The following is a 21,541-nucleotide window of genomic DNA, read 5'->3' as shown; positions in this document are numbered from 1 at the left end:
TGCCCAGCCCCGGTGCGCTGAAAACCCTACTGCCACGAAGTGCTGGACCGCGTGCTGGACCAGCTCTCGCGCTGCGGGAGCAGCGACACCGAGCTCTATCCCTACCGGCTGGCGCTGGCCCACGAGGACATGCAGGGCGAGGCCATGCTGTCGGCCCTGCAGACGCTGGGCGTACCGGTGCCGCCGGAGCTGGCGCGCGACGAGCCGTCGTGGCCGCAGCAGTCCGAGATCGGCTTCCCCGGCGGCACGCTGCAAATGGGCAGCCCCGGCGGCGGGGGCTTCGTGTTCGACAACGAGCTGCGGTCCCACGCCTGCTACGTGCCGCCGTTCCGCATCGACTCGGCGCTGGTGAGCAACGCCCAGTACGCCGACTTCGTGGCCGACGGCGGCTATGAGCGGCGCCAGTTCTGGAGCCCGGCCGGCAATGCCTGGCTGATGCGCCAGGAACGCTCGGCGCCGCGCTACTGGCAGCGCGACGGCGGCTTCTGGCGCACCATGCGCTTCGGCCACTTGAGCACGCTGTCCGGCCCGGAGCCGGTGCGCCATATCAGCCTGTTCGAAGCGCAGGCCTATTGCGCCTGGGCCGAGCGGCGCCTGCCCACCGAGGCCGAATGGGAATATGCGGCGCTGTCCGGCCATCCGGCGTTCCGCTGGGGGCCGCTGTGGGAATGGACCGCCAGCCCGTTCGAACCTTATCCCGGCTTTGAACCGGGGCCGTGGCGGGAATATTCGGCCCCGCATTTCGCCACCCACCAGGTGTTGCGCGGCGCCTCGTTCGCCACGCCGTCGCGGCTGGGATCGGCGCGCTTCCGCAACTTCCACCTGCCGGGCAGGGACGACATCTTTGCGGGCTTGCGCACCTGTAGCTGGTAACTGCATACTGCTGTTTTTCATAACATGGGAAACAGCATGAAACAGAAGCTTATCTTGGCCGCTGCGGCAACTGCCGCCACGCTGGCCGGCGCGGCCCACGCCCAGCCGGCCCATGCCCAGCCGGCCAATGTGGTCGCCATCAAGGCCGGCCGCCTGGTGGACGTGGTCAACGGCACCGTGCTGAAAGACCAGACCATTATCGTCAATGGCGAACGCATCGCCTCCGTCGGCCCGAGCGCGTCGGCCAAGGTGCCGGCCGGCGCACGGGTGATCGACCTGTCGGCGCAGACCGTGCTGCCAGGCCTGATCGACATGCACACCCACCTCACCAGCGACCCGCTGCAGCACGGCTACAAGGCGCTCGGCGTGTCCGACGTGCGCGCCGCGCTGTACGGCGTGCGCGCCGCGCGCCTGACGCTGGAAGCGGGCTTCACCACGGTGCGCAACGTGGGAGGCGAGGGCTTCGGCGACATCGCGCTGCGCGACGCCATCAACGACGGCGACATCATCGGCCCGCGCATGCGCACGGCAGGCTACGCCCTCGGCATCACCGGCGGCCACTGCGACAACAACCTGCTGCCGCCCGAGTACAAAGTGACCGGCCAGGGCGTGGCGGACGGCCCGTGGGCGGCGCGCGCCAAGGTGCGCGAGATGGCCAAGTACGGCGCCGACGTGATCAAGATCTGCGCTTCCGGCGGCGTGCTGTCCAAGGGCGACGAGCCGGGCGCCCAGCAATACACGCTGGAAGAAATGAAAGCCATCGTCGACGAAGCGCACAAGCTGGGCCGCAAGGTGGCCGCGCACGCGCACGGCGCCAGCAGCATCCGCGAATCCATCCTGGCTGGCGTGGACTCGGTCGAGCACTCCAGCCTGATCGATGACGAAGGCATCAAGCTGGCGCGCGAGAAGGGCACCTGGCTGGTGATGGACATCTACAACGACGACTACATCCTGCAGGAAGGCGAGAGGGCCGGCATGCTGCCCGAGTCGATAGAAAAGGAGCGCGTCATCGGCCAGACCCAGCGCGACAACTTCAAGAAGGCGGTGCAGGGCGGCGCGAAGATGGCCTTCGGCACCGACGCCGGCGTCTATCCGCACGGCGACAACGCCAGGCAGTTCCACTACATGACCAAGTACGGCATGACTTCCATGCAGGCGATCCAGGCCGCCACCATCAACGCGGCCGACCTGCTGGGCTGGAAGGACCGCGTCGGTTCCATCACCGCCGGCAAATACGCAGACATCATCGCCGTCAAGGGCGACCCGGCGGCCGACGCCAGCCTGCTGACCAAGGTGAGCTTTGTGATGAAAGGCGGTTCGGTCGTCAGCTCGAAAGATTGATAAAATCAGAACTTGATTTGACAATTGCGGAGTGAAGTATGAAACGTGCGTTAACCTGGCTGCTGACTGCGCTGACAGGCGTCGTGCTGGCCGTGGTGCTGCTGGTAACGCACACTTCGCACTTCAAGCCGCTGCGGCTGGACTGGTTCTACACGCGGGTATTCGCCACCTTCGCCATGGACAGCCCGGAGCTGCTGTCTTCCCTCGGCATGCTGCCGTCCTGGCTGGACTTCTACAGCGGCCGGCTGGACAACGCCTCGCCTGCCCATGCGCGCAAGGTGCTGGCGCAGATGCGGGACGACCTGGCCGTGCTGGAGAGCTACGACCGCGAGGACCTGGACCGCGAAGGCAAGCTGTCCTACGACACGCTGCACTATTTCATGAGCATGCAAGTGGAAGGCGAGCCGTATCTGTCGCATGCCTTCCCCATCAACCAGCTGGACGGCATCCAGGCCACGCTGCCCGACTTCATGGTGCAAGTGCACCGTATCGCCAGCGTGGCCGATGCGGACAGCTATAACGCACGCCTGCGCAAATTCCCCGTCAAGTTTGGCCAGGTGCTGGAGCAGCTCAAGCTGAGCGAGCGTAAAGGCATCGTCCCGCCGCGTTTCACGGTCGAGAAAGTACTGCAGCAGCTGCAGGCTTTCATCGCCACGCCGCCGCAGCAGCACCGCCTGTACCTCAATATGCGCGACAAGCTCGCTGCGCTGCCGGCCGGGAAGGTGGACGAGGCCGCGCGCGCCAGGCTGCTGGCCGATACCGAAGCGGCCCTGCGGGACAAGGTGTTCCCCGCGTACGGCAGCCTGATCGCGCATTTTAGCTCCTTGCAGGGCGAGGCGCTGACAAACGACGGCGCCTGGAGCCTGCCGAACGGCGAGGACTACTATGCCTGGGCCGTGCGCATGCATACCACCACGGACTTCACGCCGCAGCAGGTGCATAGCCTGGGCCTGGCCGAGGTGGCGCGCGTGGGCGCGGAAATGGATGCCATCCTGCGCGGGCAGGGGCTGAGCGAGGGCAGCCTGGGCGAGCGCGTCATGGCGCTGTCGGCGCGGCCGGAGCAGCATTATCCGGATACGGCGGAGGGCCGCAAGGCCATGCTGGCGGAATACCGGGCCATCATCGACGAAGCGCGCAAGGGACTGGGCTCGGCCTTCAGCATGCGGCCACGCCTGGCGCTCAGCGTCGAGCCGGTGCCGGCCGCGCTGCAGGCCACGGCGCCGGGTGCCTATTACCAGCCCGGCGCGTTCGACGGTTCGCGGCCCAGCGTGTTCTTCGTGAACATGCGCACCATGGGCGAGACGCCGAAGTTCTCCATGCGCACGCTGGCGCACCATGAGGGGCTGCCGGGACACCATCTGCAGATCGCGGTGGCGATGGAGCTGGATGACGTGCCGTTTTTCCGCAGGGTGATTCCGTTCAGCGCTTACCAGGAGGGCTGGGCGCTGTACGCCGAGCGGCTGGCGAGCGAACTGGGTTGGGAGAAAACGCAGCTGGACAAGCTGGGGCGCCTGCGCGACGACATGCTGCGCGCCACGCGGCTGGTGGTCGATACGGGTATTCATTACAAGCGCTGGACGCGCGAGCAGGCCATTGCTTACATGCTGGAGAATACCGGCATGCCTGAGGATGACGTGACGGCGGAGGTGGAGCGCTATTTCGTGTCGCCGGGACAGGCGCTGGCCTACAAGGTGGGCATGCTGACCATGCTGTCGCTGCGCGAACATGCGCAGAAGGAGCTGGGGGACAAGTTCGACCTGAAGGCATTCCACAGCGAGGTGCTTACGCATGGCGCCGTGCCGCTGAAGGTGCTCGAGCACGTGGTCAGCGACTGGGTGGCGATGCGCAAGCGGAGCTGAGTTTGGCGGGTTACGGCTTCGCCTAACCCGCCCTACGAGGGGCGTAGGGCGGGTTAGGTGCGAAGCACCGTAACCCGCCGCACTCAGATCAGCGATTCGCCCAGCTTGGCCAGGTGCGCCGCGTAGGCTTCAGCGTCCAGCTCCTTGCGCGCCACGCCGCTGCGGAAGGCGGCTTGCGCGATCTTCGGCGTCACGCCGACCAGCAGGCGCGGGTCCAGCAGGCCCGGCACCACGTAGTCCTTGCCGAAGCGCTCGTCGCTGCGGGCCATGCCGGCCAGCGCCACCACGCAGGCGATCTTCATCTCCTGGTTGATGGTGGTTGCGCCCGAGTCCAGCGCGGCGCGGAACAGATAAGGGAAGCACAGCGCGTTGTTGATCTGGTTCGGGTAGTCCGAGCGGCCGGTGGCGATAATGGCGTCCGGCGCCACTTCGCGCACCAGTTCAGGACGCAGCTCAGGCTCCGGGTTCGCCAGCGCAAAGATAATGGGCTGCCTGGCCATCGATTTCACGTCCGCCTGCGACAGCAAGCCCGGGCCGGACAGGCCCAGGAACACGTCCGCGCCTTCGATCACTTGCGACAGCCTGGTCGCCTGCGTGTCCTGCGCCCAGGCCTTCTTTTCGCCGTCCAGTTCGCGCGCGGTGGTCAGCACGCCCTTGCTGTCGCAGACGAAGATGTTCTCGCGGCGCGCGCCCAGCGACAGCACCAGTTCCAGGCAGGCGATGGCGGCAGCGCCCGCGCCCGAGCAGACGATCTTGATGTCGGCGATGTCGCGGCCGGTCATTTCAACGGCGTTCAGCAGGCCGGAACCGACCACGATGGCGGTGCCGTGCTGGTCGTCGTGGAACACCGGAATCGACAGGCGCTCGCGCAGCTTGCGCTCGATGTAGAAGCACTCCGGCGCCTTGATGTCTTCCAGGTTGATGCCGCCGAAGGTCGGGTGCAGCGAGGCGATAATGTCCACCAGCTTGTCCGGATCGGTTTCGTCGATCTCGAGGTCGAAGGAATCGATGCCGGCGAACTTCTTGAACAGCACCACTTTGCCTTCCATCACAGGCTTGCCGGCCAGCGCGCCGATGTTGCCCAGGCCCAGGACGGCGGTGCCGTTGGTGATGACCGCCACCAGGTTGCCCTTGGCGGTGTACTCGTAGGCCAGGGCCGGATCGCGCTGGATTTCCACGCAAGGCACGGCCACGCCGGGCGAGTAGGCCAGCGACAGGTCGTCCTGGCTGGCCACGCTCTTGGTGACGGAGATGGCGATTTTGCCTGGGGCGCCGGCCTTGTGATAATCCAGTGCCTTTTGTTCGAAAGTACTCATGAAACCAATCCTTTAATATGCGAAAAACGCCTGCCCGAGCATAAGCCAGGGCAGGCGTGATAATGACTGAATGCGGCTAATAACTGATATTACCAACACTATCCGCGTGTGCGGCGTGCTTCCGGCCTGTGGATTTCACTTACTCAGCGTGCTGCTCAGCGTGTTGATCAAGGATACAGGCCACGTACTTCACGCGCTTGCAGCACGCGGGTGCAGGCCAGGATGAAGGTCGCGGTACGCAGCGTTACCTTCTTCTCTTGCGATACTTCCCAAACTGCGTTGAACGCTTCCTGCATGATGCGCGTCAGGCGTGCATTGATTTCGTCCTCGCTCCAGAAGAAGGAGGAGAAGTCCTGCACCCACTCAAAGTATGACACGGTTACGCCGCCGGCGTTGGCCAGCACGTCCGGCACGATCAGGATGTCCTTGTCGGACAGGATGTCGTCAGCTTCCGGCGTGGTTGGGCCGTTAGCGCCTTCGAGGATGATTTTGGTGCGGATCAGCGGCGCGTTGGCGGCGGTGATCTGCTGTTCCAGGGCGGCAGGAATCAGGATGTCCGATTCAATGCCCCAGAATGCATCGCGGTCCATGAACTGCTCGATGCCTGCAAAGCCTTTCACGCCGCCGGTTTCGGCCACGTGCTTGTGCAATTGCGCCACGTCCAGGCCGCCCGAGTGCACCACGGTGCCGGTATGGTCCTGCACTGCGATGACCTTGGCGCCTGCTTCGGCGAACATGGTTGCCGCCACGCCGCCGACGTTGCCGAAGCCCTGGATCGCCACACGTGCGCCCTGGATCGCCACGCCGCGCTTGGCCGCTGCCGCCTGGCCAACCACGAACACGCCGCGGCCGGTTGCTTCGCGGCGGCCCAGCGAGCCACCCAGCGAGATCGGCTTGCCGGTCACGACGCCGGTCGACAGGTTACCTTCGATCATGGCGTAGGAGTCCATCATCCAGGCCATCACCTGTTCGTTGGTGTTCACGTCCGGTGCCGGAATGTCCTTGGTCGGGCCGATGATCAGCGAGATCTCGCTGGTGTAGCGGCGGGTCAGGCGCTGCAGTTCGCCACGCGACAGGGTTTTAGGGTCGACGCGGATGCCGCCCTTGGCGCCGCCGTATGGCACGTTCACGGCTGCGTTCTTCACGGTCATCCATGCCGACAGGGCCATCACTTCGGACAGGGTTACGTCCTGGTGGAAGCGCACGCCGCCTTTGCCCGGGCCGCGCGACATGTTGTGCTGCACGCGGTAGCCTTCGTAGTGGGCGATGGAGCCGTCGTCGCGCTCGATAGGCACGTCAACGGTCAGGATGCGCTTCGGGCGCTTCAGCGTTTCTACCCAGCGCGACAGGCTGCCCAGGTGCGGGGTGACGCGGTCGATCTGCTTCAGGTACTGGCCCCATGGACCGAGGTCTTCTGGATTGAGGTAGGACGGCAGTGCGTGTTGGGTAGTCATGCTGTTGGCTCCTGGTTTTCTGAATTCACTTCGTTTGGTCGCGGTGCTTGTGGCGTTGCGGTTAGCGAAGCGAATCATAGGCCGGCGCCCTGCAAGGCGGCTAATGCTGTATGCGCATCCGTCTATGCAAAAAATGCATAACGTTACAATCGTTGAGTAAAAATTAACGTTCGGAGGCGGTCACGCGGCTGCGTTTGCCGGAGGTCTTTTGCTGGCTTTCGAGGTAGTCCCACAGCCGTGAAACGATGAATTTTCCGGGCCGCGACGGCGACGGCCGTTCGCGGTACAAACGGATTTCCATTTCGATCTGCCAGTCCTGCACGCCGCCGTCGGCGGGCGCCAGCAGCTTCTGTTTCAGCTCGCGCGTGACGGCCGATTCGGGCAGGAAGGCGATGCCGCGGCCTTCCAGCGCCATCATTTTCAGGCCTTCGGCCATGTCGGTTTCGTAGTGGTTCTCGAGATGCAGCGCGGTCTTGGTGTCGGCCAGTATCAGCTCCACCATGCGGCCCAGGTAGGCGTTGTTGGTGTAGGAGAGGAAGGGCAGCGGGTCCTTCTTGGTGCCGGGCAGCGTGAATTCGGGCGTGCGCGTCTTGTCGCAGCGGGCGTAGGCGCGCATGGCTTCGCGGCCCAGCACCAGCATGTCGTAGCGGCCGGGGTCGAGCTGCACCGGCTGGCGCGGATGGTGGTAGCACAGCAGCAGGTCGCAGCCGCCTTCCACCAGTTGCAGCACCGCGTCGTGCACGTTGAGCGCCATCAGACGGCTGTTGATGGGCGCGAAGTCCGTCTCCAGCTGCGTGATCCATTTCGGGATGAAGGTGAGCGAGAGCGTGTGCGGCACTGCCAGGTCGATGCTGTTCATGGCGGCCGCACGCTTGTTGCGCAGCAGTTCGCGCACGCCGTTGATCTGCCCCAGCATTTCCAGCGCCTGCTCGTAGAACACCAGGCCGGCCGGCGTCAGGCGGGTGGGGTAGGAGGTGCGGTCCACCAGGTCGGTGCCGAGCCAGTTTTCCAGCGACTGGATGCGGCGCGAGAAGGCCGGCTGCGTCACGTGCCGCTGCGAGGCGGAGCGGCTGAAGTTATTGGTTTCTGCCAGCGAGATGAAGTCTTCCAGCCATTTTGTTTCCATGCTTGATCCGCCGCAAATCGAGAAGTAGGGATTCTCTCATTTCTTGCCTTTTTTTCGCAATGCAGCATATACTAGATTAAGTCATACGACGACTGATCACTTGTTGTTTGTATAAATATCACCAACCTTTCTAAGGAGCAGTGGCATGAGCAAACGGATCAATCACTTCAAGCGGGCGCTGAAAAGCGGCACCCTTCAAATCGGCCTGTGGTCCGGGCTGTCGAGCAATGTGACGGTGGAGGTGCTGGCCAATGCGGGTTTCGACTGGCTGCTGCTGGACATGGAGCATTCGCCCAATGAACTGCCCATGGTGCACTCGCAGCTGCAGGCCGTGGCGCAGGGCACGGCGCAGCCCATCGTGCGTCCGCCGTGGAACGACACCGTGGTGATCAAGCGCCTGCTGGACGTGGGCGCGCAAACGCTGCTGATTCCCTTCGTGCAGAACGCCGAGGAGGCGCGCCAGGCGGTGGCCGCCACGCGCTATCCGCCGCTGGGCGTGCGCGGCTTCTCCACTGCGGCGCGCGCCTCCGACTATGGCCGCGTGGCCGACTACTGGGCCACCAGCAGCGACGATATCTGCGTGCTGCTGCAGGTGGAAACGCCGGAAGCGATCGCCAATATCGAGGAGATCGCCGCCGTCGATGGCGTGGACGGCATCTTCATCGGCCCGGGCGACCTGGCCGCGTCCATGGGCCACCTGGCCAATTTAAAGCACCCGGAGGTGGTGGCCGCCATTGAAGGCGCGGTGCGCCGCATCGTCGCCACCGGCAAGGCGGCCGGCGTGCTGATGGGCGACGAGGCGCTGGCGCGGCGCTACATCGCGGCCGGCTGCACCTACACGGCGGTGGGCAGCGACATCGGCCTGCTGGCGCGCGGCGCCGAGGCCCTGGCTGGAAAATTCAAGAACGCCGCCTGAGCGCGGCCATCAACGAGGAGAAAAACATGAGTAAAGTTGGCTTTATCGGTCTCGGCATCATGGGCGCGCCGATGGCGGCGAACCTGCTGAAGGGCGGCCACCAGCTGTTCGTCCTGCAGCGCAAGGCGCTGCCGCCGCAGCTGGCGGAACTGGGCGCGGTCGCCTGCGCCAGCAGCAAGGAAGTGGCGCAGCAGGCCGACATCATCATCACCATGGTGCCGGACACGCCGCAGGTGGAGGAGGTGCTGTTCGGCGAAGGCGGCGTGGCGCAGGGCCTGAGCGCGGGCAAGACCGTGGTGGACATGAGTTCCATTTCGCCGATCGAGACCAAGAAGTTCGCCGAGCGCATCAACGCGCTGGGCTGCCAGTACCTGGACGCGCCGGTGTCCGGCGGCGAAGTGGGCGCCAAGGCCGCCACGCTGACCATCATGGTGGGCGGCAGCGAGGAAGCGTTCAACGCCGTCAAGCCGCTGTTCGAACTGATGGGCAAGAACATCACGCTGGTGGGTGGCAATGGCGACGGCCAGACCACCAAGGTGGCCAACCAGATCATCGTGGCGCTGAACATCGAGGCGGTGGGCGAGGCGCTGCTGTTCGCCTCGCGCATGGGCGCGGACCCGGCCAAGGTGCGCCAGGCGCTGATGGGCGGCTTCGCCGCGTCGCGCATCCTGGAAGTGCACGGCGAGCGCATGATCAAGCGCACTTTCGATCCCGGCTTCCGCATCGAGCTGCACCAGAAGGACTTGAACCTGGCGCTGAGCAGCGCGCGCGCCATCGGCGTGAGCTTGCCCAACACGGCCACGGCGCAGGAACTGTTCAACACCTGTTCGGCGCACGGCGGCAAGGCATGGGACCACTCGGCGCTGGTGCGCGCGCTGGAGATCATGGCAAACTACCAGATCGGCGCCAAGCTACCCGAATAAGGCTACCCATGACATTCCAAGCTACTCTGTTGCGCAGCATGTTCGATGCCGCCGTGGCGGCGGCGCAGCCGTCGCTTTGCCTGCCGGCGCACCTGCCCGAACCGCCGCGCGGACGCACGCTGGTGATCGGCGCGGGCAAGGCCTCGGCCGAAATGGCGCGCGTGCTGGAACAGCACTGGCAGGGCGAACTGCGCGGGCTGGTGGTGACGCGCTACGGCTATGCGGTGCCGTGCGAACGCATCGAAATCGTGGAGGCGGCGCATCCGGTGCCGGACGAAAACGGCATGACGGCGGCGCGCCGCATATTGGGCATGGTGCAGGGACTGACGGCCGACGACCTGGTGATCTGCCTGATTTCCGGCGGCGGCTCGGCGCTGTTGCCGCTGCCCGACCCGGCGCTGGACCTGGCCGTGAAGCAGGAGATCAACCGCGCGCTGCTGCAAAGCGGCGCCACGATCGGCGAGATGAACTGCGTGCGGCGCCACCTGTCGGCCATCAAGGGCGGGCGGCTGGCGGCGGCCTGCCACCCGGCGCGCGTGGTGACGCTGCTCATTTCCGACGTGCCGGGCGATAACCCGGCCGACATCGCATCCGGCCCCACCTGCGGCGACGTTACTACCTGCGCCGACGCGCTGGCCATCCTGAAACGCTACGAGATCCAGGTGCCGGCGGCGGTGACGAAGCTGCTGGAATCGGGCGCCAGCGAGAGCGTCAAGCCGGGCGATCCGCGCCTGGCGCGCAGCGAGGTGCGCATCATCGCCGCGCCGCAGATCGCGCTGGAGGCGGCGGCCGAGGTGGCGCGCAAGGCGGGCATTACGCCCTACATCCTGGGCGACAGCATTGAAGGCGAGGCGCGCGACGTGGGCATCGTGATGGCGGGCATGGCGCGCCAGGTGGCCACGCGCGGGCAGCCGTTCGCGGCGCCGTGCGTGCTGCTTTCCGGCGGCGAAACCACGGTGACGGTGCGCGGCAAAGGCCGGGGCGGGCGCAACGTGGAGTTCCTGCTGTCGCTGGGCGTGGCGCTGAACGGCCATCCCGGCATCCACGCCATCGCCTGCGACACGGACGGCGTGGACGGCCAGGAGGAAATCGCCGGCGCCATCCTCGCGCCGGACATGCTGGAACGCGCCTGGAGCCTGCGCATCAATCCGCGCCTCAGCCTGGCCAACAACGACGGCCACAGCTTCTTCCAGGCGCTGGGCGCCTCCGTGGTGTGCGGGCCGACGCTGACCAACGTGAACGACTTCCGCGCCATCTACGTCGAGCCGCAGCCTTAGCGCGGGAGCGGCTTAGAAGTGATACTCCGCGCGTACCATCGGGGTACGCGCGGTAGCGCCCGGATTGCCCCGGTCGCTGTTGCCGAACTTGTTCTTCCAGAACTGGTACTCGATGCCGACCTTGAAGGTGTTCTTGGCGGCGCCGACGGCTGCGCTCATGTCGTACATGACCTGCATGTCGATATTGGTTTCGGGCTTGGTGCCGCCGCCGAATTCGTCCTTGCCTTTGCTGCCGATGAAATTCGCATAGCCTTCGAAGGACAGCGGCACGCCGGCGTTGAAGGGAATGCCCCACACCAGGTTCAGCATGGGATGCACATCGTAGTCGTAGCGCGGCGTGCTGGTTTTCGAGAAGCCGTTATAAGGCGCATTGCTTTCCCACAGGGCCAGCAGGCTGATGTCGAGGAAGCCCGGCACGTCCAGGTTGAGCGTGGGGCCGGCGACGAACATGCGCTTGCGCGAGTTGTAGCCCGCGTCGTGCTTGACGTTGAAGTCGAAGCCGGCGGTCAGGCCCAGGCCGCGCATGGCGCCCATCTTGAAATCCTTGCCGGTGACCTTGCCCAGGTCCAGCGTATGGCGGTACAGCACGTACAGTTCGCGCGCACCGTCGTCCGATCCCACGCTTTCCGGGTCGGTTTTATCGGACAGCAGCAGGTCGGCGCTGATGAAGTTCTTGCCGTAGGCGTAGCCGTTGACGTGGCTGAGGTTGAGGATGTTCTTCTTGATATCCGCCGGGTTGAACGGCTCGGCGAAGTGCGTGCCGTAGCGGTAGCTCAGCGCCGTGTCGCTCCAGTCCACCGCCTGCGCGGCGCCGGCGCCCAGCAGGGCGAAGGTGGCATAGGCGGCGAGGATGGTGTTGTTCATGAATTTCTTCTGCATGCTTCGGTCTCCCCGGGTGTGATGCACACATTGTGTACGAAAAGGCGAGCCCCGGGGAGGAAGCGTGGTTAAAGCGAGACGCCGCGTAGGCGCACACCGTAGGGCGGGTTAGCGCTCCGCGCGTAACCCGCCGGCGCCGATGCTGGCCATCGGCGTCAGCATCCACGCCAGCGCGCTGATCGCCAGCAGCAGCGCGCCGCCACCGACAAACAGCTGCGCCAGCGTGATCACCTTGAGCAGTGCGCCAATGGCCGCAGCCGACAGCGGCGCCAGCCCCATGAAGATAAACATAAAGATGCTCATCGCGCGGCCCAGCATGCGCGGCGGCACGCTGCCCTGTATCCAGGTGAAGACGGCAATCTGCATGAAGCCCGCCAGCGTGCCTGCCAGCAGCAGCAGGACCGCGCCTTGCCAGGTGGCGGTGATGGCGCCCAGCGGCGCCAGCAGCAGCGCGACGATGGCGTCGATGGCCAGCAGCGTGGCGCCGAAGCCGCCGAAACGCAGCTTCACGCCTGCGCTCGACAGCGCCATCCCCAGCAGCATACCGGTGCCGTGCGCGCCGCTCAGGATGCCGAGCGAGCCGGCGCCGTGCAGGTGCTGGCTGGCCAGCAGCGGCAGGGCCACTTGCATGGCGCCGCCGACGAACACCGCCACCAGCGACCAGTAGATGAAGCAGGTGCGCAGGGCCACGTCGCGCCATACCGTCAGCAAGCCTTCGGCCACCGAGCTGAAGATCGACTGCGGCGCGCCGGCCGGCGGCGCTGCGGCCGCGCGCATGCGCACCTGGACCAGCGTCCAGGCGGTGAACAGGAAGGTAAAGCAGTCGAACGCGAAGGCCAGGCCGATGCCGAGCGCGCCGGCCGGTGCGTGCGGCGCCGCGCCGGCTGCATGACCCGCGCCGTGCGTGGCGGCCGTGCTGCCATCGCCGGCCAGGGCGATCAGCAGGGCGGCGATGACCGGGCCGGCCAGCATGGTGAGCTGGCGCATGCCCATCATGGCGCCGTTGGCCGCCTGCAGATGCTCGGGCGGCACCACCTGCGGCATGATGGACGTGCCGGACGGGATGGCAAACGCTTGCGCCAGCCCCAGGCCGAGCGCCAAAGCGTACAGCAGCGGCAGCGACAGCAGCGCGGGCGCAAACAGCACCAGCCCGGCCAGCGCGCCGAGCAGCGCGGCGTTGGCGTACTTGGTCAGCATCAGCACGCGCTTGGGCGAGTAGCGGTCCACCAGCGCGCCGCCCACCAGCATGAACACCGCGCGCGGCACGCTCATGATGGCGATGGCCGCGCCCAGCGCGAGCGGGTCGCCGGTCATGGTGAGGACCAGCCAGGGCAGGGCGATCATGGTGAAATGGTCGCCGAAGCCGGAGATGACGCCGCCGCTGAGCAGCCAGCGGAAGTTCTTGTCGCGCAGGATGGGCGAGCGCGGGGAGCGGGGCTTGTTCATGGCTTGCGTGCCTTTCTAGCTATTGGTGAGGTTCATGCCGGCCACGCTGCCCAGCACCGCAGCCAGCGCGTCCAGCTGCGCCGGGTCCGAATTGCGTAGCAGTTCGGCGCTCACTTCGCGCGCGGTGACCAGCGCGTTGTCCAGCATCTCGTGGCCGGCGGAGGTGATGACGGCGTAACCGACGCGCGCGTCGCGCGGGTCGGGCTGGCGCGCCACCATGCCGTTCTTCTCCAGCGGCAGCAGGGTGCGCGTCACGCCGGAGGCGGTCAGGCCCTGGCGCTCGGCCAGGTCCACCCGGCGCAGGCGGCCGCCGGGCGCCTTGGCCAGGTGGTTGAGCAGCATGAAGTCGCTGAAGCTCAGGCCAAAGTGGCCGCCGAGCGCCGCGTCCAGGCGGCGCACCATGGCCGCTTGCGCGCGCGCCAGGCGCAGGCAGAAGTCGAGGGCGGCATCGCCGGTGATGTGTTCCATGATCAGTCCTTGAGTATTAATTGAAAAGTGCTTGAGTGAGCAAGTATGTGGCCGGGACGAAAAAAAAGCCACCGATATTTCGGTGGCTTTTCATTTTTTAGCGATTAACGGTCGCCGTAGCTGCGGCGGGCGCCGTCGGAACGGCCCTTGTAGCCGCCGCCGTCGCGGCTGAAGCTGCCGCCTTCGCGGTTGTAGCCGCCGCCGGTGCTGGCGCCTTCGCGCGGGTAGCCGCCCGAACCGGCTTCACGCGGGTAGCCTGCGCCTTCCTTGCGCGGTGCGCCCGGCTTGCTGAAGCTGCGCTGGCCCGGCTTGGCGCCGCGGTTGTCGCCCGGTTTCCAGCCGCCTGGACGGGAAGCCGAACGCGGAGGCGCCGTGCGCTTGGGCTCGAAACCTTCGATCGTGGTGACAGGGATCAGCTGCTTGGTGAAACGCTCGATGCGCTTCACGTTCATGCCTTCGGCGTGGTTCACCAGCGAGATCGCCAGGCCATTGCGGCCGGCACGGCCGGTGCGGCCGATGCGGTGCACATAGTCTTCAGCGAACTTCGGCAGGTCGTAGTTGAACACGTGGGTGATGGTAGGAACGTCGATGCCGCGTGCTGCGACGTCGGTTGCTACCAGCACCTTCACCTGGCCGCGGCGCAGGCTGTCCAGGGTGCGGTTGCGCGCGCCCTGGTGCATGTCGCCGTGCAGCGCGGCAGCCGAGAAACCGGCGATGTTCAGGCGGTCGGCGATGGTGTCGGCGTCACGCTTGGTGGCGGTAAACACCACGGCCTGGTCCATCGTGTCGTCGCGCAGCAGGTGGTCCAGCAGGCGGTTCTTGTGCGACAGGTCGTCCACGAAGTGCACGCGCTGGGTGATGTTCTCGTGCTTGTTGGCGGCGTTGACGATCTGGATGATCATCGGGTCCTTGGTGATGCGGCGGGCCATATTGCCCACCACGCCGTCCAGGGTGGCCGAGAACAGCATGGTCTGGCGGCTGTCCGGGGTCGCTTCGACGATTTTTTCGATGTCGTCGATGAAGCCCATGTCCAGCATGCGGTCGGCTTCGTCCAGCACCAGGATCTGCAGCTGGGAGAAATCGATCTTGCCCGATTCCATATGGTCGATCAGACGGCCCGGGGTCGCCACCAGGATTTCCGGATTGCGCGACAGCAGCTGCATCTGTTTAGGGTAAGGCATACCGCCAAGGATGGACACGGCCTTGATGCCGCGCAGGTTCACTGCATACTTGTCGGTATTGGTGGTGACTTGCAGGGCCAGTTCGCGGGTTGGGGTCAACACCAGCATTTTTGGCTGTGCAGGCTTGAAACGTGGACGCTCGCCGCGCGCTTTGGCGGCTTGCATTTCCTGATTAGGGGTCTTGCCGGCTGCAGCCGGCGGCAGTGCGGCCAGACGGGTCAGCGACGGCAGCATGAAAGCTGCGGTCTTGCCGGAACCGGTCTGGGAGGATACCAACAGATCCTTGCCTGCGATAGCGGCAGGCACAGCTTGCTCCTGCACAGGCGTAGGCTTGGTGTAGCCGGCGTCGGTCAGGGCTTTGAGTACGGACGTGTTGATACCAAGTGCTTCAAAAGTCATTCTTATCTTTCGTAAAAATCAGCGTTCATGCAAAAACGCAGAACGCAAAATAGCAACGCCAACCAAACGAAATGACTCTAACAAACTAGATTAGAAATTTCGGCACAAAAGCTTTGCGCCGGGACGGTGTCTTATTCGACACACAAGGCGGGGGGCTTTATAAGCGTCATCAGGGACGATGCGCTAAGGCTTGCGTAGCTGCTGTTATTCTAAGTGCCAACTGCAGTGTTGCAGCGCACAAGCAGCTACTATAACGCATTTCCGCCGTTCCTGCACGCTTATCTGACCTGTTTGGTAGCAAGCGCATAATTTTTGTCCGGATTTAACCCCTTTTCTTCGCCCGCTTCGTTCCACTCCTGATACCGGCCGGTCCGGGACCAGGAGAATAAGATGATGAAGCGACTTTTTGCCCTGCTGGCGCTGCTGCCGCTGGCCTTCGCCGCGCTGGCGGCCACGCCGCCGCTGATGGAGACCCTGAACGGCGAGCGGCCGGTGCGACTGCAAAGCCTGAGCATCGCCAGCGCCGTCAGCGGCGGCATGGCCGAGACCACGGTGCGCATGGTGTTTTTCAATCCGAACAGCCGCGCGCTGGAGGGCACGCTGCATTTCCCTTTGCAGGACGGGCAGCAGATCGGCGCCTTCGCGCTGGATATCGACGGCAAGCTGCGGCCGGCCGTGCCGGTGGAGAAGAGCCGGGGCCGCGAGATCCTGGAAGCGGTGGAGCGGCGCGGCATCGATCCCGGGCTGCTGGAGCGCACCGAGGGCAACAACTTCCGCTTGCGCGTCTATCCCATCCCGGCGCAGGGCACGCGCACCGTGGAGCTGAAATATGCGGAGACGCTGGCGCGCGACGGCGCGGGCTGGGTGTACCGGCTGCCGCTGGCTTACGGCGAGCGGGTGCGGGATTTCGATCTGAATGTGCAGGTGAACGGCGCTGCCTCGGCGCCGCGCAGCAGCGGCGCGCTGGGCGAGCTGAATTTCAGCGGCATGCGCAGCGGCTACCATGCGCGCCTGGCGAAGCAGGACTTCGCGCCGGGCGGCGCAGGCGGAAGCCAGGGCACGCTGGTGCTGCGCGTGCCGGCCAGCGTGCAGCCGCAGGCCTACCTCCAGGAGTTTGCGGGCGAACGCTATTTCGTGGCCGAGATCCCCGTGGCGGCGCGGCGCGCGGCGCGCAAGCTGCCGAAAGTTGTCGGGCTGCTGTGGGACAGCTCCGGTTCCGGCGCGAACCGCAACACGGATGCCGAACTGGCGGAGCTGGACCGGTATTTCAAGGCGCTGGGCCAGGCCGAAGTGCGGCTGCTGCGCCTGCGCGACCGTCCCGAGGCGAGTGCCGCTTACCGCGTCGAGCGCGGCGACTGGAGTGCGCTGCGCAAGGCCTTGCAGTCCACCGTGTACGACGGCGCCAGCGCGCTGGCGGACTGGCGGCCGCAGGCCGACGTGCATGAATACCTGCTGGTGAGCGACGGCTTGCTGAACTATGGCAGCACCAGCTTTCCCGTGCTGGCTGCCGGGCAGCGCCTGTACGCGCTCAATTCCTCGGCCAGCGCGGACACGGGCCGGCTGGCGGCGCTGGCCGAACGCAGCGGCGGGGCGCTGGTGCAGGTGCGGGCCGACCGTCCCGGTGCGGCGGCCGAGATGCTGCTGACGGACGGCCCGCAGTTGCGCAGCCTGCGCGCGGACGGCGCCAAGGATCTGGTGGCCGATCTGTCCGGTGCGCGGCAAGGCGTGCTGCGCGTGGCGGGCAAGCTTGCGCAGCCGTCGGCGCAGCTGGCGGTCACGCTGCTGCAGCAGGGCGTGGCAACGGATATCAGGCTGCCCATCGCGGAAGCGGCGCCGGTGCATCCGCAGGCGGCGCTGATGTGGGCGGGCTACCGGCTGCGCGACCTGGAGGCAGACTTCGAGCTGCACCGCGGCGCCATCCGCCGCCTGGGCGCCCAGTTCGGCCTGCCGACGCGCGAAACCTCGCTGCTGGTGCTGGAGCGCCTGGACGACTACGTGCGCTATGACGTGGCGCCGCCCGCCGAGCTGTTGGCGGACTTTGAAAAAGCGAAGGCGCGCTACGGCGCCATGCTGGCGCAGCGGCGCGGCAAGCAGCTGGATACCGTGGTGCGGCGCTTCGAGCAGAAAGTGGCATGGTGGAGCGTGGATTATTCCAAAGGCACGCCAGGCAAGCCTGCACAGGTATTGCAGCGCGCGGACGATGGCGCGGGCCGCACCTCCGTCAAGGTGACGGGCAGCAGCATAGCCAGGGTAACGGATGTCATTGTCGCGGAGGACGCTCAGGCGATGCCAGCGCCACCGCCGCCGCCGCCACTGCCTCCCGCTCCGGCGCCTGCACCGGCCCCGGCGCCGGCGGCGAAATCCGTCATTGCCAATGCCACCAATGCGGCGCCTGGCGCCGTGGGCGCCATTGCGATGAAACGGTGGTCGTCGAATGCGCCCTACATCGCCCGCATGAAAGCCGCCAGCAGCGAGCAGCTGTACGCCGTCTATCTTGACGAACGGCCGTCGTGGAGCGGCAGCAGCGCTTTCTACCTGGACGTGGCGGACATGCTGTTCGAGCGGGGCCAGCGGGACCTGGGCTTGCGCGTGCTGTCCAACCTGGCGGAACTGGAGCTGGAAAACCGCCATGTGCTGCGCATCCTGGGCTATCGCCTGCTGCAGGCGGGCGCGCCGCAACTGGCCGTGCCGGTGTTCGAGCAGGTGCTGCTGCTGGCCGGCGAGGAGCCGCAGTCCTACCGCGACCTCGGCCTGGCGTATGCCGCCGTGGGCAAGCACCAGCAGGCGGTGGACCAGTTATACGAAGTGGTGCTGCGCCCATGGGATGGGCGCTTCGCCGATATCGAACTGATTGCGTTGGCCGAAATGAACGCCATCATTGCCAGGGCGCCCAAAGGATCGGTGGATACCAGCCGGATCGACTCGCGCCTGCTAAAAAACCTGCCGCTGGACCTGCGCGCCGTGCTGACCTGGGATGCGGACAACAGCGACATGGACTTGTGGGTGACGGACCCGAACGGCGAGCGCTGCTACTACGCGCAGGCGGCGACCACGCAGGGCGGCCGCATCTCGCGCGATTTCACGGGAGGCTACGGGCCGGAGGAATTCTCGCTGCGCAAAGCCAAACCGGGCAAGTACCAGGTGCAGGCCAATTTCTTTGGCCATCGCCAGCAACTGGTGGCGGGGGCGACCACGGTCCAGCTGCGCCTGACCACGGGCTTCGGCACGCCGGCCGCGAAGGAGGAGATGATCACGGTGCGCCTCACCGGGCGCGGCAACACGGTGCTGATGGGGGAATTCGAGGTGCCCGGCAGCTAGTTCGCGGGGGGAGGGAAATTGGACGACAGCTTATCCGGCACCGGATAGGCGGGATACGCGGCGCGGAACTTCTGCCATTCGGCGAGGGCCGCGCCGCGTTCGTTTGCCTGCAGTAGCGCTTCGATCTTTTGCAGCCATGCCGCTGGCGGGGTCTCATGCGGCGCCAGGATGCGCGAGCCGGTAACGGAAACCGTGCGCGCAGGCGCGGCCAGTTCCGCAGGCCTGGCTGGTTCGGCCGGCGCAGCTTCGACTACCGGAGCCATGGGCGCGAACGCCAGCGGTGCGGGTGCGGGGGCCGGCGCCGGCGCCGGCACGGCGCGCGGAGCGGAGCGGCGATCGGTCCCGGCGTTGGCGGCCCTCTCCGATGCCGGCAATGGCCATTGCTGCGGGGATGGACGCACATTGGTGGCGTTGGCAATTACGTTGCCGGCCAGTGAGTCCGTTGCCACGGCTGCGCTTTGGGCTGGGGCTGGCTGCCCGACTGGTGCCGGCGCCAGCGGTGGCGGAGGCGGTGCTGGTGGTGCTGGCGGCGGTGCCGGGGCCGGGGCCGGGGCTGGCACTGGCGCAGGCTGCATTGCCGCCGGTGGCGCGCGCCCAACGTCCTCCGCAATCACGGCGTCTGCCAGGGCGGTTTTCGGCGCGGTCGGCGGTACGGGCTTGGCTGCATGCCGCGCGGAGCGGGGCGGGCTCGCGGTGGCGTCGCTGCTTGGCGGCGCTAGCTCAGGAGACGCCGCAGCGGGCAGAGTTTTTTGCTCGGGAGCGGGCGGGGCCGGCGGAATGGGCGACGCGGCCGGAGCGGCCGGAGCGGCGGGCGCGGCTGCGACCATGGACTCGGTCACCGGATCGTGGGTCTGCCACAGCGGCAGGGCGACGGAAATGGCGGCGACGCCGGCGGCGAGCGCAAGAGGCAGCTGCCAGCGCGATTGCCAGCGTTGCCCGCCTCGGACGCCGGCGGTGGCACCCGCTGCTGCTGCTACCGTAGTACCCGCTGCTGCTGTAGTACCGGCTACAGTGGAAGCACTGACTGGCCCGGTGGCGGGGGCGGCCGCCGGATCGTTCGCGGCAGGCAGTCCCGCCAGCTTCTCGGCGGCCAGTGCGGCAGCGATGCGGGCGTGGATCGCGGCATCCAGTGCGGGCGGCGGGGCAGGCTGGTCCAGCGCGGCCAGATCGCGCGCGAGCGCATCGTCGCCTTGCAGGAAGGCTGCGAATTCCGCATCATCGAACTGATCGTGGTCTTTGCCGCTCATGCCTGTTCCTCCTGCGCATACTGCTCGCGCAATTTCTTCATCGCATAGCGCAAGCGGCTCTTCACGGTTTCCACCGGCGCCGCCACCAGCTGGGCGATTTCCTCCAGCGACATGCCGCTGAATTGTTGCAGTATAAGCGCTTCCTTCTGTTCGGCGGGCAGTGCCTGGATGGCCGCGTGCAGTGCGCTGTTCTGCTGGCGCGACTCCATCGCCCTATCCGGCGCGGCGGAAGCGTCCGCGGCCGTTGGCGGCAACTCGTCCTCGGCCACCGCTTGCGGCTGGCGCAGCAGGTCGATCAGGCGGTTGCGGGCGATCTGGTACAGGAAGGTGCGGAAAGTCGCTTGCGGGGTATAGCTGGCGCGCGTCTGGTGCAGGCTGAACCAGCTGTCCTGGGCGATTTCATCGACCCAGTCGCGGCGCGGCGAGCGCCAGCTCAGAAAGCGGTACAGGCCGCGGCTATGGCGGCCATACAGCTCCTGGAAGGCGGACAGATCGCCTTCGCAGTAGCGCAGCATCAGGGCCTCGTCGGAAAGATCGCTCATGCCGTGCTGTGTCCTAAGCGACCTGAGCCGCATTCGGGGTCTGACCCCGAATGCGGCTCAGGCTGCTTGATGGGAGGCAACTTATTGGTAGTCGCTGGCGTTCAGGCCCATGACGTGCGAGAAGCCGCCGTCGACGTAGGTGATTTCGCCGGTGATGCCGGAGGCCAGGTCGGACAGCATGAAGGCGGCGGTGTTGCCCACTTCTTCAATCGTCACGTTGCGGCGCAGCGGCGCGTGCGAGGAGGCGAAGCCCAGCAGCTTGCTGAAGTCCTTGATGCCGGAGGCGGCCAGGGTCTTGATCGGGCCGGCCGAAATGCCGTTGGCGCGGATGCCCATCTGGCCCAGGTTTTCCGCCAGGTAGCGTACCGACGCTTCCAGCGAAGCCTTGGCCAGGCCCATGGTGTTGTAGTAAGGAATGGCACGCACGGCGCCCAGGTAGGACAGCGTCAGCACCGACGAGCCCGGCTTGAGCAGCGGCAGCGCGGCCTTGGTCATGGCCGGGAAGCTGTAGGCCGAGATGTCGTGCGCGATGCGGAAGTTTTCGCGCGTCAGGCCGTCCAGGAATTCGCCGGCGATCGCTTCGCGCGGGGCGAAGCCGATGGCGTGCACCAGGCCGTCCAGCTGGCTCCACTCTTTGCCCAGGTCGGCAAACAGGGCTTCGATCTGTTCATCGCTGGAGACGTCGCAATCGAACACCAGCTTGCTGCCGAATTCGGCGGCGAACTCGGTGATGCGGTCCTTGAAGCGCTCGCCAACATAGGTGAACGCCAGTTCCGCCCCTTCGCGCTGGCAGGCCTTGGCGATGCCGTAAGCGATGGACCGGTTGGACAGCAGGCCGGTGATGAGGATTTTTTTGCCTTGCAAGAACGCCATATTCACTCCAATTGCTACTGCTGCGATGGCACGCGCGCCCAGGGGGCGGCGTTAGCGACAGTATGGGTTGTTTATTCTAGTGATGGGTGGGAGACCCGATACC

The 21,541-nt window shown here is 66.3% G+C and carries 17 protein-coding genes; 7 read left to right on the top strand and 10 right to left on the bottom strand.

All coding sequences use genetic code 11. The annotated features are described in order from the left end of the window. The first annotated feature begins 39 nt into the window (after positions 1 to 39). From ACFJI2_RS16495 to ACFJI2_RS16485, 3 genes are read left to right on the top strand one after another with little or no spacing between them, the layout of a single operon-like run. Complete coding sequence (locus ACFJI2_RS16495; RefSeq protein WP_377700993.1) at positions 40 to 873, top strand: SUMF1/EgtB/PvdO family nonheme iron enzyme; 834 nt, start codon at positions 40 to 42, stop codon at positions 871 to 873. A gap of 36 nt (positions 874 to 909) precedes the next feature. Further along, positions 910 to 2,214, top strand: coding sequence for an amidohydrolase family protein (locus ACFJI2_RS16490; protein ID WP_377700992.1), 1,305 nt, complete (start codon positions 910 to 912; stop codon positions 2,212 to 2,214). Between the two features lie 38 nt (positions 2,215 to 2,252). After that, complete coding sequence (locus tag ACFJI2_RS16485) at positions 2,253 to 4,073, top strand: DUF885 domain-containing protein (RefSeq protein ID WP_377700991.1); 1,821 nt, start codon at positions 2,253 to 2,255, stop codon at positions 4,071 to 4,073. A gap of 83 nt (positions 4,074 to 4,156) precedes the next feature. On the opposite strand, the gene ACFJI2_RS16480 is transcribed toward ACFJI2_RS16485, so the two are convergent. From ACFJI2_RS16480 to ACFJI2_RS16470, 3 genes are all read right to left on the bottom strand, one after another. After that, the gene (locus tag ACFJI2_RS16480; RefSeq protein ID WP_377700990.1) at positions 4,157 to 5,389 is read right to left on the bottom strand and encodes a malic enzyme-like NAD(P)-binding protein; all 1,233 of its coding nucleotides are present in this window, start codon (positions 5,387 to 5,389) and stop codon (positions 4,157 to 4,159) included. A gap of 167 nt (positions 5,390 to 5,556) precedes the next feature. Then, positions 5,557 to 6,843, bottom strand: coding sequence for a Glu/Leu/Phe/Val dehydrogenase (locus ACFJI2_RS16475; protein ID WP_107870530.1), 1,287 nt, complete (start codon positions 6,841 to 6,843; stop codon positions 5,557 to 5,559). Between the two features lie 163 nt (positions 6,844 to 7,006). After that, complete coding sequence (locus tag ACFJI2_RS16470; protein ID WP_377700989.1) at positions 7,007 to 7,969, bottom strand: LysR family transcriptional regulator; 963 nt, start codon at positions 7,967 to 7,969, stop codon at positions 7,007 to 7,009. Between the two features lie 145 nt (positions 7,970 to 8,114). On the opposite strand from ACFJI2_RS16470, the gene ACFJI2_RS16465 reads away from it, so the two are divergent. Genes ACFJI2_RS16465 through ACFJI2_RS16455 form a run of 3 tightly spaced genes read left to right on the top strand, consistent with a single transcriptional unit; the run spans position 8,115 to position 11,085 of the window. Continuing rightward, positions 8,115 to 8,885 carry an aldolase/citrate lyase family protein gene (locus tag ACFJI2_RS16465; protein ID WP_377700988.1) on the top strand — a complete coding sequence of 257 codons (771 nt, stop codon included), beginning with the start codon at positions 8,115 to 8,117 and terminating at the stop codon, positions 8,883 to 8,885. Positions 8,886 to 8,911: 26 nt separating this feature from the next. Further along, positions 8,912 to 9,808 carry a 2-hydroxy-3-oxopropionate reductase gene (gene glxR, locus ACFJI2_RS16460; protein ID WP_107870524.1) on the top strand — a complete coding sequence of 299 codons (897 nt, stop codon included), beginning with the start codon at positions 8,912 to 8,914 and terminating at the stop codon, positions 9,806 to 9,808. Between the two features lie 8 nt (positions 9,809 to 9,816). Next, on the top strand, positions 9,817 to 11,085 hold the full coding sequence (locus ACFJI2_RS16455; protein ID WP_377700987.1) for a glycerate kinase: 1,269 nt from the start codon (positions 9,817 to 9,819) through the stop codon (positions 11,083 to 11,085). Between the two features lie 12 nt (positions 11,086 to 11,097). On the opposite strand, the gene ACFJI2_RS16450 is transcribed toward ACFJI2_RS16455, so the two are convergent. The 4 genes from ACFJI2_RS16450 to ACFJI2_RS16435 form a co-directional block, all read right to left on the bottom strand. Next, positions 11,098 to 11,964 carry an outer envelope protein gene (locus ACFJI2_RS16450; RefSeq protein ID WP_377700986.1) on the bottom strand — a complete coding sequence of 289 codons (867 nt, stop codon included), beginning with the start codon at positions 11,962 to 11,964 and terminating at the stop codon, positions 11,098 to 11,100. A gap of 108 nt (positions 11,965 to 12,072) precedes the next feature. Continuing rightward, a complete protein-coding gene (locus ACFJI2_RS16445; RefSeq protein WP_377700985.1) occupies positions 12,073 to 13,410 on the bottom strand; it encodes an MFS transporter in 1,338 nt (445 codons plus the stop codon). A 15-nt stretch (positions 13,411 to 13,425) separates the two neighbouring features. Then, complete coding sequence (locus tag ACFJI2_RS16440) at positions 13,426 to 13,878, bottom strand: MarR family transcriptional regulator (RefSeq protein ID WP_107870517.1); 453 nt, start codon at positions 13,876 to 13,878, stop codon at positions 13,426 to 13,428. A 104-nt stretch (positions 13,879 to 13,982) separates the two neighbouring features. Then, positions 13,983 to 15,458 (bottom strand): DEAD/DEAH box helicase, encoded by a 1,476-nt coding sequence (locus tag ACFJI2_RS16435; protein WP_107870515.1) that lies wholly within the window; start codon positions 15,456 to 15,458, stop codon positions 13,983 to 13,985. A 390-nt stretch (positions 15,459 to 15,848) separates the two neighbouring features. Between ACFJI2_RS16435 and ACFJI2_RS16430 the strand changes: the two genes are divergently transcribed. Further along, complete coding sequence (locus ACFJI2_RS16430; protein ID WP_377700984.1) at positions 15,849 to 18,776, top strand: VIT domain-containing protein; 2,928 nt, start codon at positions 15,849 to 15,851, stop codon at positions 18,774 to 18,776. Here the strand turns inward: ACFJI2_RS16430 and ACFJI2_RS16425 are convergent. From ACFJI2_RS16425 to fabI, 3 genes are all read right to left on the bottom strand, one after another. Next, on the bottom strand, positions 18,773 to 20,023 hold the full coding sequence (locus ACFJI2_RS16425) for a hypothetical protein (protein WP_377700983.1): 1,251 nt from the start codon (positions 20,021 to 20,023) through the stop codon (positions 18,773 to 18,775). The genes ACFJI2_RS16430 and ACFJI2_RS16425 overlap by 4 nt on opposite strands. After that, positions 20,020 to 20,565, bottom strand: a complete 546-nt coding sequence (locus ACFJI2_RS16420; protein ID WP_377700982.1) for a sigma-70 family RNA polymerase sigma factor — start codon at positions 20,563 to 20,565, stop codon at positions 20,020 to 20,022. Before ACFJI2_RS16420 ends, ACFJI2_RS16425 begins: the two co-directional genes overlap by 4 nt. A gap of 81 nt (positions 20,566 to 20,646) precedes the next feature. Next, entirely contained in the window at positions 20,647 to 21,438 is a 792-nt protein-coding gene (gene fabI, locus ACFJI2_RS16415; RefSeq protein WP_107870509.1) for an enoyl-ACP reductase FabI, read from the bottom strand. Positions 21,439 to 21,541 lie beyond the last annotated feature (103 nt).

Origin of the sequence: Pseudoduganella sp. UC29_71 (genome assembly GCF_042693265.1) — a bacterium.
Classification (GTDB): domain Bacteria; phylum Pseudomonadota; class Gammaproteobacteria; order Burkholderiales; family Burkholderiaceae_D; genus Rugamonas.
The sequence above is the reverse complement of the archived record's forward strand: the minus strand, read 5'-3'. Positions and strand labels throughout refer to the sequence as shown.

Coding starts and splice junctions, on each gene's coding strand:
- ACFJI2_RS16490 (WP_377700992.1), top strand. CDS start 910: ATGAAACAGAAGCTTATCTTGGCCGCTGCGGCAACTGCCGCCACGCTG.
- ACFJI2_RS16485 (WP_377700991.1), top strand. CDS start 2,253: ATGAAACGTGCGTTAACCTGGCTGCTGACTGCGCTGACAGGCGTCGTG.
- ACFJI2_RS16480 (WP_377700990.1), bottom strand. CDS start 5,389: ATGAGTACTTTCGAACAAAAGGCACTGGATTATCACAAGGCCGGCGCC.
- ACFJI2_RS16475 (WP_107870530.1), bottom strand. CDS start 6,843: ATGACTACCCAACACGCACTGCCGTCCTACCTCAATCCAGAAGACCTC.
- ACFJI2_RS16470 (WP_377700989.1), bottom strand. CDS start 7,969: ATGGAAACAAAATGGCTGGAAGACTTCATCTCGCTGGCAGAAACCAAT.
- ACFJI2_RS16465 (WP_377700988.1), top strand. CDS start 8,115: ATGAGCAAACGGATCAATCACTTCAAGCGGGCGCTGAAAAGCGGCACC.
- glxR (WP_107870524.1), top strand. CDS start 8,912: ATGAGTAAAGTTGGCTTTATCGGTCTCGGCATCATGGGCGCGCCGATG.
- ACFJI2_RS16455 (WP_377700987.1), top strand. CDS start 9,817: ATGACATTCCAAGCTACTCTGTTGCGCAGCATGTTCGATGCCGCCGTG.
- ACFJI2_RS16450 (WP_377700986.1), bottom strand. CDS start 11,964: ATGCAGAAGAAATTCATGAACAACACCATCCTCGCCGCCTATGCCACC.
- ACFJI2_RS16445 (WP_377700985.1), bottom strand. CDS start 13,410: ATGAACAAGCCCCGCTCCCCGCGCTCGCCCATCCTGCGCGACAAGAAC.
- ACFJI2_RS16440 (WP_107870517.1), bottom strand. CDS start 13,878: ATGGAACACATCACCGGCGATGCCGCCCTCGACTTCTGCCTGCGCCTG.
- ACFJI2_RS16435 (WP_107870515.1), bottom strand. CDS start 15,458: ATGACTTTTGAAGCACTTGGTATCAACACGTCCGTACTCAAAGCCCTG.
- ACFJI2_RS16430 (WP_377700984.1), top strand. CDS start 15,849: ATGATGAAGCGACTTTTTGCCCTGCTGGCGCTGCTGCCGCTGGCCTTC.
- ACFJI2_RS16425 (WP_377700983.1), bottom strand. CDS start 20,023: ATGAGCGGCAAAGACCACGATCAGTTCGATGATGCGGAATTCGCAGCC.
- ACFJI2_RS16420 (WP_377700982.1), bottom strand. CDS start 20,565: ATGAGCGATCTTTCCGACGAGGCCCTGATGCTGCGCTACTGCGAAGGC.
- fabI (WP_107870509.1), bottom strand. CDS start 21,438: ATGGCGTTCTTGCAAGGCAAAAAAATCCTCATCACCGGCCTGCTGTCC.